Genomic DNA, 13,504 nt, shown 5'->3' on the forward strand with positions numbered 1-13,504 from the left:
ACGCCGACGCGCGGCCTGCGCCCGGCGGCTACAAGCACTCATCGGAAGCCGTCCCGCCTGCACCCACGTACCCGCGCCATGTCCGAAAGCACTGCAATCGGCGGCGCACCCTCTAAGCTATGCCGATGACCGATCATCTCGACGACCTCGACGCCGCTGCCGACCTGATCCTGCAGCGCATCGCCGGCCCGCTGCGCGTGGGCGCACCGCTGGGCCTGGGCAAACCGCACCGCCTGCTCAACGTGCTGTACGACCGGGTCGAACACGATCCGACGCGGCCGCTGCAGATCTACACCGCGCTGTCGCTGCATCCGCCAGCGCCCGGCGGCGGGTTGCAGGGGCGTTTCGCACGGCCGTTCGTGCAACGCCATTTCGGCGACGACTTCCCGCGCCTGCGCTACGTGCAGGCGATGCAGCGCGATGCGCTGCCGGCGCACATCCAGGTCGAAGAGTTCTACATGCAGTCCGGCGCGCTGCTGCGCTCGACCCAGGCCCAGCGCAGCTACACCAGCCTCAACTACACCCATGCCGCCGACGCGGTGGCGCAGCGCGCGCCGAACCTGATCGTGCAGAAGGTGGCGCGCGAGCCCGACGGCACCCGGCTGTCGTTCTCGTGCAACAACGACATCACCCAGGACACCCTGGCCGCGGTGCAACGGCGCGGCCTGCCGCGGCCACTGCTGGTGGCCGAAGTCGATCCGCAGCTGCCGTGGATCGGCGGTTGCGCGGCAGTAGAGCCGAGCTTCTTCGACGTGGTGGTGACCCCGCCGGGGCCGTATCCGCGCCTGTTCGGGCTGCCGCGGCAGCCGGTCGCCGATGCCGATTACGCCATCGGCCTGTACGCCAGCACCCTGGTGCGCGACGGCGGCACGCTGCAGATCGGCATCGGCACCCTGGCCGATGCGCTGTGCCACGCGCTGGTGCTGCGACATACCGACAACACGCGCTATCGGCAGGTGCTGGCGGCGCTGGATCCGGGCCTGGAGCGGCATCCGGCGGTGCGCGAATGCGGTGGTCTGGATCCATTCGCGGTCGGCCTGTTCGGCTGCAGCGAGATGCTCAACGAGGGCTTCCGGCAACTGGTCCAGTGCGGAGTGATCCGGCGCAAGGTGCTCGACGACGCGCCGCTGCTGCAGCGCGTGGCCGACGGCAGCGCCGACGCGCAGGACCTGCAGCGCCTGGAGCGCGAGGGCGAATACCTGCAGGGCGCGTTCTACCTGGGCTCGCCGGAGTTCTACGCCTGGCTGCGCGACATGGATCCGCAGACGCGCGCGGCGATCGGCATGCGCCGCATCAGCGAGATCAACCAGCTCTACGGCGGCGAGACGCTGCGCCGGCTGCAACGGCGCGAGGCGCGCTTCTTCAACTCCTGCATGATGGCCACCGCGCTCGGCGCGGCGGTGTCCGATGCGCTGGACGACGGCCGCGTGGTGTCCGGCGTCGGCGGCCAGCACAACTTCGTGTCCATGGCGCACGCGCTGGACGACGCGCGCAGCGTGCTGATGTTCCGCGCCGTGCGCAGCGATGCCGGCGCAGCGCAGTCCAACGTGCGCTGGAACTACGGCCACACCACCATTCCGCGGCACCTGCGCGACCTCTACGTCAACGAATACGGCATCGCCGATCTGCGCGGCCTGACCGACGAGGATTGCATCGCCGCCATGACCGGAATCGCCGACGTGCAGGCCCAGCCCGCATTGCTGGAGACGGCGAAGGCCAACGGCAAGCTGGGTGCCGATTTTACGGCGCCTGCGCACTGGCAGCGCAACCACGCTGCGCGGGTACGCGACGCGCTGGCGCCGTTCCGCCGCGACGGCACCCTGCCCGACTACCCGCTGGGCAGCGATTTCACCGAGGTAGAGCAGCGTCTGCTGCGCGCCCTGTCCTGGCTGCAGCAACACACCGCCACCACCGGCGCCAAGCTGAAGACGGTGGCCAGCGCGGTGCTGGCGCGCCCCACGGCGGATGCCGCCTGCATGCAGCGCATGGGGCTGGATGCACCGCGCAGCATCGGCGAGCGCCTGGAAGCGACATTGCTGGCGTTCGCCCTGCAGCGCACGCGCACGCCGCAGTGACGCGCGAACGCGCCTGACGCGCCAATGCGCAGGCGCGGGTCGATCGCGGCCGACGGCGCGAGAGGGTGATCGCAGTCGCGCGCGCGACGCATCGCAGGGTTCGCCGCACATCGGCAGCGATGACACGATTCGGCAACATGCCGGCAGGACGCGCGTCAACTCCGCTCGGGATGCTGTCGGGATATCGTTACCAAACGGACCCGCGATGCCTTCCAAGCGTTCTGTCCCGATGTCGTCGAAGTCCTGTCGCGGGTCGGTTGCGCTGCGCGCCCTGTTGGGGGTTTTGGCGCTGTTGCCGTTGGCGCTGCACGCCGAGCCCAAACTCAACGACCTGCAATACATCGGCAGCCACAACAGCTACCACGCCGGTTTCGCGCCCAGCGAAGCGGCGCTGTGGAAGCGGCTGGACCCGGCGACGTTCGCATTGCTGGATTACCGGCATCCGCCGTTGACGCAGCAACTGGACGACGGCGTGCGCCAGATCGAACTGGACATCTACGCCGACGCCAAGGGCGGACGCTACGCGCACCCGGCGATGATCGACCAGCTCGCCAAGGCCGGCCTGCCGCCGGCGCCGCCAATCGCTGCGCCTGGGGTGATGCAGCGACCGGGCTTCAAGGTCATGCACATCCAGGACCTCGACCAGCGCAGCACCTGCCAGCCGTTGCTGGCCTGCCTGCGCGAAGTGCGGGCGTGGTCGAAAGAGCACCCCGGGCATCTGCCGATCTTCATTCTGCTGGAAACCAAGCAATCGACGCTGCCGGCAGCGTTTCCCACGGTGCAGCCGGAGCCGTTCGACGGCAAGGCGCTGGATGCGCTGGACGCCGAGCTGCGCTCGGTGTTCGCCGCGAACGCGTACATCAGCCCTGACCTGGTGCGCGGCAACGCCGCCACGCTCAACGCCGCCGTGCTCGCGCATGGCTGGCCGACGCTGGCGGCGGCGCGCGGCAAGGTGGTGTTCCTGCTCGACCAGCGTGCCGTCGGCCCGGCCTACCTCGCCGGCCATCCGTCCTTGCGCGGCCGCGTGTGCTTCACCAACGCCGATCCCGGCACCGACGATGCCGCCTTCGTCGAGCGCAACGACGGCAGCGCCGACGAGATCGCGCAGTTGGTGAAGGCCGGCTACCTGGTGCGCACCCGTACCGATGCCGACCTCAAGGAAGCCGCGCACGCCGACACGAAACGGCGCGACGCCATGCTGGCCAGCGGCGCGCAGTTGCTCAGCACCGACTTTCCCGACCACGAGCCGGCAGCCTCTGGCTACGTGGTGCGCTTTCCCGGCGACGCCGTCGCCCGCTGCAATCCGCAACGTCCGCAGGCCGACTGCCACGGCGTCGACCTGCGCCACTGATCGCCCGCGGCCGCGCTGCGTCGCGGCCATGCCCCACACGCATGCAATGGAAGGCCTGGGCGATCCGCGCGCCGGCATCGGCGTGTCCGGACCTCGGATCGCAACCGCTGTTTCCCCCAACGAGTCGCCCCCATGTCCCCGTTCCATCGCCCCAGTCCCCTGTGCTGTGCCATCGCCCTCGCGCTTGCGCTCTCCCCCGCCGCCCACGCCAACGACGCCGATGACGTCCCTGACGCCAGCGCGCGCACCACCACCCTGGATTCGGTCAACGTGCAGGCCGCGCAGGCCACCGTGCCGGGTTCGCTGGACGAACAGCGCCTGTCCAACGGCGTCAACAGCGTGATGAGCAAGCAGCAGATCGATGCGATTCCCTCCGCCGGCATCGCCGACGTGGTCGCGCACCTGCCCGGGCTGTCGGCCTACAGCGACATGCACCTGGGCCAGGCCACCACCGGCGAGAACGCCTACGTCAGCATCCGCGGCCTGGATGCCAGCTACAACAGCTACCGCCTCAACGGCTTCGGCATGCCCGAGACCGACTCGTCCACGCGCGCGATCTCGCTGAACATGCTGGCGCCGTTCGGCATCCAGTCGGTGAAGGTCTCCAAGTCGCCGACCCCGGACCTGCCGGGCGACGCGATCGGCGGCGCGATCGACATGCGCACGCCCAGCGCGTTCGACTTCGATGGCGATTTCTACGGCAAGACCACCGCGCAAGGCCAGTTCAACGCGCTCGCCTCCGACCTCGGCGGCAAGCACACCGGCGGCACGGTGCAACAGGAACTGGCCTGGAAGTTCGGCGACGACCACGCGTTCGGCGTCTATGCCTCGGCGTACTACGGCAAGAACAACAACATGGCGCAGGCGCCTGCGCCCAACAGCGCGTACTTCCCGGCGGATCCGGCGCAGGCCAAGGCCGTCGACCTGCGCGACGTCGGCCCGCTGCTCAGCGCCCGCTACAAGTACAGCGTCTACACCAGCCAGATCGAGCGCTACGGCGGCAATCTCGCCTTCGACTGGCAAGGCGACCATAGTTCCTTCTTCGCCCGCGCCATCTACGGCAGCTACAACGTCACCGGCCAGCAGGATCAGTCCAGCGCACGCCTGGAAACCGTCAACAACCAGCCGACCGCGGTGCGCGGCGGCTACTTCAACACCCACGACATCAAGGAAACCCTGGCCACGCTGCAACTGGGTGGGCAGACCACGCTGGACCGCCTGCGCTTCGATTACGGCAGCTCGTTCGGGCGCGGCACGCGCAGCCGCCCGGACTACGTCGCGGCGAGCCTGTACGGCTTCACCCCGGGCAGTTTCGCGTTCGATCTCAGCGACCCGACCTACCCGAGCATCGGCCCGAGCTCGCCGGCCCTGAAGAACTTCTTCTACAGCCTGGATTCGGCGCTGTTCTGGAAGACCCAGGGCCACGATGCCGGCAGCCACGACAACCGCGCCAACGCGCATGCCGACATCAGCTACCGCGTGGACGGCGACATCCTCGACGAGGTCAAGACCGGCCTGTCGCTCGACCACGCCGATCGCGGTTCCTACGATCACCCGTTCTTCCACAAGGACGGCAACTTCATCTACAACGGCCCCTACTTCGGCGGCAGCAACTACGTGTTCCCCAACGCCGGCGGCCCGCCGCTGAGCGCCCTCCCCGGCCGCCTCACCTACGCGACGTTCGATGGCCACTATGCCGGCCCATTCAAGATCCTGGACCGCGACTGGGTGCGTGCGCAGGCGGTGCCGTACAAGTACGTCAACGATCCCAATGGGGCCGGCATCTATACCGCCAACGACTACAACGCCAACACCACCTCCAGCACCGAGGCGATCTACGCCGGCTACGCGATGGCCACGCTGCATGTCGGTGCGGTGACCATCCTGCCCGGCGTGCGCTACGAACTGACTCGCTACTCCGCCGACGCCTGGCAGTCGAACGGCGACGGCATCAATGGCCGCTTCGTCGGCAGCGGCCGCAGCTACGGCGAGGTGTTGCCGGGCATCAGCCTCAACTACCGTCCTGACGACCTGACCGTCTACCGCGCCTCGTTGCGACGCAGCTTCAGCCGCCCGGCGTTCGGGCTGATTTCCGGCGAGACCGTGTACACGGTCGACCCCACCCAGAAGGTCATCGGCATCTCCAAACCCAATCCCGACCTGCAGCCGAGCAAGGCCGACAACGCCGATCTGTCCGCGGAATTCTACGACCGCAACGGCGGCGTGCTCAGCGCCTCGACCTACTACAAGCGCATCAGCGGCTTCATCTACACCTCGCAGTCGGCGACCAGCAACGACAACACGCTCGGCGGCCTGGTCCCGACCGGCACCACCTTCGAGGACGGCGTGCCGGTGACCATGCCGCAGAACGGCGGCACCGCCAAGCTGTACGGCGTGGAGCTGGCCGGCAGCAAGCGCCTGCAGGACCTGCCCGGGTTCTGGGGCAATTTCGGCATCGCCGCCAACCTGACCCTGCAGCACAGCTCGGCCGACAGCAAGCGCGCCGACCAGCCCGGCAAGACCTGGCTGCCGCGTGCGCCCGAGCGCATCTACAACCTCGACCTGTTCTACGACGACAGCCACCTGCGCGCCGACCTCAGCTACAACTACACCGGCCTGCAACTGCTCGGCCTGACCAGCGACCGGCTCAACTACTACCTGCAACCGGTCAAGTCGCTGGACTTCACCGCCACCTACCACCTGCCGCACGGCATCGACGTCGGCATCGCCGCCAAGAACCTGCTCAACTCGGCCACGTTCTACGAGACCCAGGGCAAGTCCACGCGCTACATGGCCTACGACCCGGGCGCCGATGGCGCCTATGTGGAAACCGGGCGCGTGTACATGCTTACGCTGAGCTATACCTACTGACGCTCCCCCTGCCTCCGGCGCGCCGCGCCGGAGGCCTTGTGGCGTATCGGCAGCCTTGGACGCGCCGGGCTGTGCGCACGCCTGGAATAGCGGTTGGTCCCGAGGGCCGCGTGAGCGGCGCCTCGCATCCCTGGGCGCATGCGCCGCCAGCGCCACCTGCGCGCCACCAGGACCGCGCGACGCCCGCCACGCAACGGTTTCCGCCCCACAGACGCACGCGCCGGCGGGGGATGTCATTCGCGTGTAAAATTGCGGGTTTTTGACCACTCACATGGCGAAAGCCCCTCCACGGGCGCCCGTCCCGGGCCCGGCCTTCATTCGCCTGCTGGCGCGCCTGAGCGATGCGCCGATGCCCGCGTCCAGCCCCGCGCTGGCCGACAGGCTCGGCCAATGGATCGACTGGAACCGCGCGGTGGCGGTGTCGCGGGCGCTGGACGGCAAACTGCCCGAGCCTGCCGAGGACGCGCCCGAGGTGCCGGAACCGTCGGCGCTGGAGGCCGAATGCGGCCGCGTGCGCGCCGCGCTGGAAGAGAGCATCGCGCTGGATATCGCCAAGGAGACCGGCAAGCCCGTGGGCAAGCGCCAGCACGACCCCGACGCACCGATCGAGTACGCGCCGTTCCGCCAGCGCTACCTGGCGCTGCAACGGTCAATGCTCACCGCCACCGGGCGCCTGCGCGGCCTGCTGCGCGACGCCCTGGTCCCGCTCTCGCCGGACATGGCGCGGCTGGCCGAGGTCGACGCGGTCATGGAACTGACCCTCAGCCCGCGCGAGCAAAGCTTGCTGGCCACGGTGCCCAACCTGCTCGAAGCGCATTTCCAGCGCCTGCGTGCCGCTGCGGCAGCACACGCCCCCGACTCCTCCCTCACCGACGTCTCCCCGGCGCCGTCCGATACGGCCTGGCTGGACCTGTTCCGCCAGGACCTGCACAGCGTCCTGCGCGCCGAACTGGACGTCCGCTTCCATCCCATCGAAGCGCTGCTCGCCGCGCTTCGCAGCCGTTGATCCGACCCCCATGCCCAAGACCCTGTTCCATTCCGCCCTGTTCCTCGCCGGCCTCGCCGTGGTCTGCTGGATCGGCGCCGGCTATCTCGGCTCCAACCCGCTGGGCGCCGGCTTCGCCGCGTTGATCGGCCTCTGCTACCTGGCCGGCGTCGCCGAGCTGTACCGCTACCGCCAGGCCACCGCGACCCTGCACACTGCACTGCGCGACGCCGAAGCTGCGCGCAGCGATCTGGGCGGCTGGCTGCAACGGCTGCACCCGAGCCTGCGCAACGCGGTACGCCTGCGCATCGAAGGCGAGCGCACGGCCCTGCCGGTGCCGGCGCTGACCCCGTACCTGGTCGGCCTGTTGGTGCTGCTGGGCATGCTCGGCACCTTCCTGGGCATGATGGCGACGCTGCGCGGCACCGGTCTGGCGCTGGACAGCGCCACCGACCTGCACGCCATCCGCGCCTCGCTGGCGGCGCCGCTGAAGGGCCTGGGCTTCGCCTTCGGCACCTCCATCGCCGGCGTGGCCGCCTCGGCGATGCTCGGTCTGCTCGCCGCGCTGTGCCGGCGCGAGCGCCTGCAGGCAGTGCAGCAACTGGATCTGCATGCGGCCACCGCGCTGCGCACGCACTCGCTGGCCTACCAGCGCAACGAGGCCTTCAAGCTGCTGCAGACCCAGGCCACGCTGATGCCCGGCCTGATCGAGCGCATGCAGACGATGATGGCGGCGCTGGAACAGCACAGCGCGGTCAGCGGCGAACGCCTGGTCAGCAGCCAGGACGCGTTCCACAGCCGCACCGAGGCCGCCTACACGCGCCTGGCCGGGTCAGTCGAACACGCCCTGCAGGCCGGCGTGGCCGCGCACGCGCGTGCGTTCGGCGACGCGCTGGAGCCGGTGGTGCAACGCACGCTCGACGGCGTGGCGCGCGAAACCGCCGCGCTGCAGGACACCGTCGGCCAGGCGGTGCAGCGGCAACTGGACGGCCTGGCCAGCGGCTTCGCCCAGGCCGCCGAGCAGGCCACGCAGCGTTGGGACAGCGCGCTGGCCGAGCAGCAACGCGTCAACGGCGTATTGCTGCAGGAACTCGGCAGCGCGCTGCAACGCGCCGGCGACGGCCTGGAACAGCGTGCAACCACGCTCGTGGAGGCGACCGCGGCACGCCTGCAGGCCGCCAGCGACGACACCAAGCAAGCCTGGGCCGAAGCGCTGACGCAACAACGCGAGGCCAACGACAGCCTCGCCGCGCGCCATGCGCAGGCACTGGACACCGTGGCAGGCCGCCTGGATGCCACCGCCGAGGCCGCACAGCAGGCCTGGAACGCCGCGCTGGAGCAGCAGCGCGATGCCAACGCGGCACTGGTCACACGCAACGCGCAGGCGCTGGACACCGTGGCGATGCGCTTGGACGCCACCGCCGAGGCCGCACAACAAGGCTGGGGCGCGGCGCTGGCACAACAGCGCGAGGTCAACGACACCCTCGCCACGCGCAATGCGCAGGCACTGGAGACCGTGGCGAGCCGCCTGGATGCCACTGTCGAGGCCGCGCAGCACGCGTGGAGCGCGGCGCTAGTGCAGCAACGCGAGGTCAACGAGGCCCTGGCCGCGCGCAACGCGCAGGCGCTGGACACCGCCGCCGCCAGCCTGGAACAGCGCGCCGCCGCCCTCGCCGAGACGCTGCAGCAGGCCCATGCCGACCTGCAGGACGCGCTGGAAGCGCGCGACCAGGCGCGCCTGCGCGCCTGGACCGACAGCTTCGCCAGCATGGCCGCGACCCTCGGCGGGCAATGGGAGCACCACGGCGAGCGCATCGCGCAGCGCCAGCAGGAGATCTGCAGCACGCTGCAGGAAACCGCCGCGGCGATGTCGGAACAGAGCCAGGCGCAGGCGCGCGACACCATCGCCGAGATCGAACGGCTGGTGCAGGTGGCCTCGGAAGCGCCAAAGGCCGCAGCCGACGTGGTCGCGGAACTGCGCCAGAAACTCTCCGACAGCATGGTCCGCGACACCGCGATGCTGGACGAGCGCAATCGCCTGCTGGCCACGCTGCAGACCTTGCTGGAGGCGGTCAACCACGCGTCCACCGAGCAGCGCAGCGCGGTGGACGCCTTGGTCGCGACCTCGGCGGATTTGCTGGAGCGCGTCGGCAGCCGTTTCACCGACCAGATCGAAGCGCAGACCGGCAAGCTCGACGAGGCCGCCGCGCAGGTCGTTGCCGGCGCCACCGAGGTGGCCAGCCTGGGCGACGCGTTCTCCGGCGCGGTGCAGGCCTTCGGCGAATCGAACATGGCCCTGCTGGAACGCCTGCAGGGCATCGAGCAGGCGCTGGACAAGTCGCTGGCGCGCAGCGACGAACAGTTGGCCTACTACGTGGCGCAGGCGCGTGAGGTGATCGACCTAAGCATGCTGTCGCAGCAGCAGATCACCGAGGAACTGCGCCAGCTCGCTGCGCGCCAGGCGCCCGACCAGGCCGACGTGGCATGAGCGACGAGCTGGAACTCGACGCCGACACCGGCGCGCCGGTCTGGGCGGTGTTCGGCGACCTGATGTCGGTGCTGCTGGGCGCGTTCGTGCTGATCCTGATCGGGGTGATCGGCGTGCAATTGCAGTTGTCGAACAAGCTGGACGAAGAAATGCGCCAGCGCCAGCTCGAAGCGCAGCAGCGCAAGACCCTGGAACAGGCGCTGGCGGCGCCGTTGGCGGCCGGCCGGGTGACCCTGGTCGACGGCCGCATCGGCATCCGTGGCAACGTGCTGTTCGCGCTGAACTCCGACCAGTTGCAGCCGGAAGGTCGCGACTTGCTGAAGAGCCTGGCCGCGCCGCTGGCCGGCTATCTCAAGGCGCGCAACGAGATCCTGATGGTGAGCGGCTTCACCGACGACCGCCAGGTGCGCGAGAGCAACCGCCAGTTCGCCGACAACTGGGAACTGTCGGCCGAGCGCGCGCTGACCGTGACCCGTGCGCTGATCGAGGCAGGCGTCCCGGCCGATGCGATCTTCGCCGCCGCCTTCGGCGCACAGCAGCCGGTGGCGCCGAACGCCGACGAGGCCGGACGCGCCAGCAACCGCCGCGTGGAGATGGCCCCGCTGCCGCGCATGAGCAAGCGTGCCGCGACACCGCATGCACCCTGATCCGATTCCCGCCATCGACCGCCTTGCCGCCTGGCGCGCACAGCACGCCGAGCGGTTGGACCCGCTGCGCTTCCGCTTCCTCGAAGCGCTGGCGCGCCGCACCGAGGCGCAGCAGGGCAAGACGCGGGAGCTGCTGGAGCAGAAGCTATCCGCCCTGCTCGACGCCTACGCGGCGGCGCTGGATGCGTCCTCACAGAACGCCGGCGATCCTGATGCCGACGCCGCGATGCGATCGACCCAGCCGAGTCCGCTCGGCGCCCTGTTGGCGCAGTATCGTGCGGCCGCTGCGCCCACCATGTCCGGCACCGATGCCGAACCTGGCAGCGGCACCGACAACACCGCCGGCGCCACGTCGCAGGCAGTGCCGATGGCAGCGGAGGCAACGACGTCATCGCCCGCCGCGACCGCGGCCGCGCGCCTCGCTGCGCCGCAGCTGCCCGCCGTCGAAGAGGCGCGCCGGCTGTGGACCGAACTGCGCAGCCGCAGCCAGCTGCGGCAATCGCTGCAACAGGCACCCGCCGATGCCGGCCCGCTGAATTCCGGCGTGCTGGTACACCGCTCGCTGGCGTTGATGCGCACGCTCTCGCCCGGCTACCTGCAGCACTTCCTGTCCTACGTCGATGCACTGTCCTGGCTGCAGCAACTGCACGATGGCGGCGCACTGGCGAAGCAGCAGCAATCCGGCAGCGCCGTCGGCAAAGCGACGACACCGCGCAGCAAGCCGCGCAAACGCGGTTGACCACATCGCCAATGCACGTAACGCCGACAGCGTCGTGGTAGGAGCGGCTTCAGCCGCGACGGGCGTTACAGGGAACGGCGGTCGCGGCTGAAGCCGCTCCTGCCAAAGCCACTTTCCTCACACGACACATCCACACAGGCAAGAAAAAGGCCGGCATGCGCCGGCCTTTCCCGTCACCCATCGTGGAGCCCGGCTTACAGCGCCTTCGCCGCCGCCACCACGTGCTCGGCGGTGATCTGGAAGTGCTTGTACAGCACATTCGCCGGCGCCGAGGCGCCGAAGCTGTCGATGCCGACCACGGCGCCGTCCAGGCCCACGTAGGCGCGCCAGAACGCGGTGACACCGGCTTCCACCGCCACGCGCTTGCGCACCGCCGACGGCAGCACCGACTCGCGGTAAGCGGCGTCCTGGCGATCGAACACGTCGGTGCACGGCATCGACACCACGCGCGTCTTCAGGCCCGCGGCATCCAGCGCCTGCTTGGCTTCCACCGCCAGGCCGACTTCCGAGCCGGTGCCGATCAGGATCACGTCGGGCGTGCCGCCCTCGGCATCGGCCAGCACGTAGCCGCCGCGCTCGATCTGCTTGATCTGCTCGGCGCTGCGCGCCTGGAACGGCAGGTTCTGGCGGCTGAACACCAGGCAGCTCGGGCCATCCTTGCGGGTGATCGCGGCCTTCCAGCTCACCGCCGACTCCACCGTGTCGCAGGGGCGCCACACGTCGTTGTTGGGGATGTAGCGCAGCGACGCCAGGTGCTCCACCGGCTGGTGAGTCGGGCCGTCCTCGCCCAGACCGATCGAGTCGTGGGTGTAGACGTGGATCGCATGCGCCGGGATCAGCGCGCTCATGCGCACGCCATTGCGCGCGTAGTCGCTGAACACCAGGAAGGTGGCGTCGAACGGAATGAAGCCACCATGCAGCGCCAGGCCGTTGGCGATGGCGGTCATGCCGAACTCGCGCACGCCGTAGTACACGTAGTTGGCGTTCGGATCGTCGGTCGCGACCGACTTGCTGGCCTTCCACAGGGTGAGGTTGGAATGCGCCAGGTCGGCCGAACCGCCGACCAGCTCCGGCAGCAGCGGCGCGAAGGTTTCGATCGCCATCTGCGAGGCCTTGCGCGAGGCGATGGTCTGGCCTTCGGCGGCCTGCTTGGCGATGTAGGCGTCGGCCTGGGCGAGGAAGTCCTCCGGCAGCTCACCGTGCGAGCGGCGGGTCAGTTCCGCGGCTTCGGCCGGGTACTGCTTGGCGTACTTGTCGAAGGCCTGCTCCCACTCGGCCTGGCGCAGCGTGCCGGCCCCGCCGGCGCGCCAGCCGTCGTAGATTTCCTGCGGAATCTCGAACGGCGCGTACGGCCAGTTCAGCGCCTTGCGCGCGCCTTCCAGCTCTTCCTTGCCCAGCGCGGCACCATGCGAGGATTCCTTGCCGGCCTTGGTCGGCGCACCGAAGCCGATGGTGGTGCGGCAGCACAGCAGGGTCGGCTTCTCGCTCTCGGCGATGGCCGCCTCGATCGCGGCCTTGACCGCGTCGGCGTCCTGGCCATCGACATCACGGATCACGTGCCAGCCATAGGCCTCGAACCGGGCCGGGGTGTTGTCGCTGAACCAGCCGGCGGTGTTGCCGTCGATGGAGATATGGTTGTTGTCCCAGAACGCGACCAGCTTGCCCAGGCCCCAGGTGCCGGCCAGCGAGGCGGCCTCGTGGGACACGCCTTCCATCATGCAGCCGTCGCCCATGAACACCCAGGTGCGGTGGTCGACGATCTGGTGCTCGGGGCGGTTGTAGCGCTGCGCCAGCAGTTTTTCGGCCAGCGCGAAACCGACCGCATTGGCGAAGCCCTGGCCGAGCGGACCGGTGGTGGTCTCCACCCCGGGGGTCTCGCTGCGCTCCGGGTGGCCGGCAGTCTTGCTGTGCAGCTGGCGGAAACGCTTGAGCTCCTCGATCGGCAGGTCGTAGCCGGACAGGTGCAGCAGCGCGTACTGCAGCATCGAGCCGTGGCCGTTGGACAGCACGAAGCGGTCGCGGTTGAACCAGTGCGGATTGTTCGGGTTGTGGCTGAGGAAGTCGTTCCACAGCACTTCGGCGATGTCGGCCATGCCCATCGGCATGCCGGGATGGCCGGAATTGGCGGCCTCGACCGCATCGGCGGCAAGGAAACGGATCGCGTTGGCGAGTTCGCGGCGGGTAGGCGTCGTCATGAGGGATCTGTCGGAAGCGGGCGCGTGGCGTCGGGTCCGTTATTGTCCCACAGGCGGGGATTGGAGATTGGGGATTGGGGATTCGCAGCGGCACTGGCTGGACGCTTCAGATGGCGTCGGAGCGGCTTCAGCCGCGGCGGGCCATTCCCGGCA

8 protein-coding genes are annotated in these 13,504 nt (G+C 69.5%); 7 read left to right on the forward strand and 1 reads right to left on the reverse strand.

Annotated features, from left to right (window positions below; translation table 11 throughout):
* Positions 1 to 119 precede the first annotated feature (119 nt).
* The 7 genes from GGR66_RS02220 (at position 120) to GGR66_RS02250 (ending at position 11,156) form a co-directional block, all read left to right on the forward strand.
* Complete coding sequence (locus tag GGR66_RS02220; RefSeq protein ID WP_184447060.1) at positions 120 to 2,075, forward strand: acetyl-CoA hydrolase/transferase C-terminal domain-containing protein; 1,956 nt, start codon at positions 120 to 122, stop codon at positions 2,073 to 2,075.
* A 229-nt stretch (positions 2,076 to 2,304) separates the two neighbouring features.
* Positions 2,305 to 3,426: a phosphatidylinositol-specific phospholipase C1-like protein gene (locus tag GGR66_RS02225; RefSeq protein ID WP_184447061.1), complete on the forward strand. Its 1,122-nt coding sequence runs from the start codon at positions 2,305 to 2,307 to the stop codon at positions 3,424 to 3,426.
* 132 nt (positions 3,427 to 3,558) lie between these two features.
* A complete protein-coding gene (locus GGR66_RS02230) occupies positions 3,559 to 6,297 on the forward strand; it encodes a TonB-dependent receptor (protein ID WP_184447062.1) in 2,739 nt (912 codons plus the stop codon).
* A gap of 271 nt (positions 6,298 to 6,568) precedes the next feature.
* Complete coding sequence (locus GGR66_RS02235; protein ID WP_184447063.1) at positions 6,569 to 7,303, forward strand: DUF3348 domain-containing protein; 735 nt, start codon at positions 6,569 to 6,571, stop codon at positions 7,301 to 7,303.
* 10 nt (positions 7,304 to 7,313) lie between these two features.
* Positions 7,314 to 9,770 (forward strand): DUF802 domain-containing protein, encoded by a 2,457-nt coding sequence (locus GGR66_RS02240; protein ID WP_184447064.1) that lies wholly within the window; start codon positions 7,314 to 7,316, stop codon positions 9,768 to 9,770.
* Complete coding sequence (locus tag GGR66_RS02245) at positions 9,767 to 10,417, forward strand: OmpA family protein (protein WP_184447065.1); 651 nt, start codon at positions 9,767 to 9,769, stop codon at positions 10,415 to 10,417. Before GGR66_RS02240 ends, GGR66_RS02245 begins: the two co-directional genes overlap by 4 nt.
* Complete coding sequence (locus tag GGR66_RS02250) at positions 10,407 to 11,156, forward strand: DUF2894 domain-containing protein (protein WP_184447066.1); 750 nt, start codon at positions 10,407 to 10,409, stop codon at positions 11,154 to 11,156. The genes GGR66_RS02245 and GGR66_RS02250 overlap by 11 nt, the downstream gene beginning before the upstream one ends.
* Positions 11,157 to 11,350: 194 nt before the next feature.
* Here GGR66_RS02250 and tkt read toward each other — a convergent pair whose 3' ends face one another.
* Positions 11,351 to 13,351, reverse strand: a complete 2,001-nt coding sequence (tkt, locus tag GGR66_RS02255) for a transketolase (protein WP_184447067.1) — start codon at positions 13,349 to 13,351, stop codon at positions 11,351 to 11,353.
* Between the last annotated feature and the right edge of the window lie 153 nt (positions 13,352 to 13,504).

This window comes from Xanthomonas sp. 3498 (assembly GCF_014199795.1).
In the GTDB taxonomy this organism is placed as follows: Bacteria; Pseudomonadota; Gammaproteobacteria; order Xanthomonadales; family Xanthomonadaceae; genus Xanthomonas_A; species Xanthomonas_A rydalmerensis.

What these genes read in the sequence shown, in the direction of transcription:
- GGR66_RS02220 (WP_184447060.1), top strand. Translation starts at nt 120, where the DNA reads ATGCCGATGACCGATCATCTCGACGACCTCGACGCCGCTGCCGACCTG.
- GGR66_RS02225 (WP_184447061.1), top strand. Translation starts at nt 2,305, where the DNA reads ATGTCGTCGAAGTCCTGTCGCGGGTCGGTTGCGCTGCGCGCCCTGTTG.
- GGR66_RS02230 (WP_184447062.1), top strand. Translation starts at nt 3,559, where the DNA reads ATGTCCCCGTTCCATCGCCCCAGTCCCCTGTGCTGTGCCATCGCCCTC.
- GGR66_RS02235 (WP_184447063.1), top strand. Translation starts at nt 6,569, where the DNA reads ATGGCGAAAGCCCCTCCACGGGCGCCCGTCCCGGGCCCGGCCTTCATT.
- GGR66_RS02240 (WP_184447064.1), top strand. Translation starts at nt 7,314, where the DNA reads ATGCCCAAGACCCTGTTCCATTCCGCCCTGTTCCTCGCCGGCCTCGCC.
- GGR66_RS02245 (WP_184447065.1), top strand. Translation starts at nt 9,767, where the DNA reads ATGAGCGACGAGCTGGAACTCGACGCCGACACCGGCGCGCCGGTCTGG.
- GGR66_RS02250 (WP_184447066.1), top strand. Translation starts at nt 10,407, where the DNA reads ATGCACCCTGATCCGATTCCCGCCATCGACCGCCTTGCCGCCTGGCGC.
- tkt (WP_184447067.1), bottom strand. Translation starts at nt 13,351, where the DNA reads ATGACGACGCCTACCCGCCGCGAACTCGCCAACGCGATCCGTTTCCTT.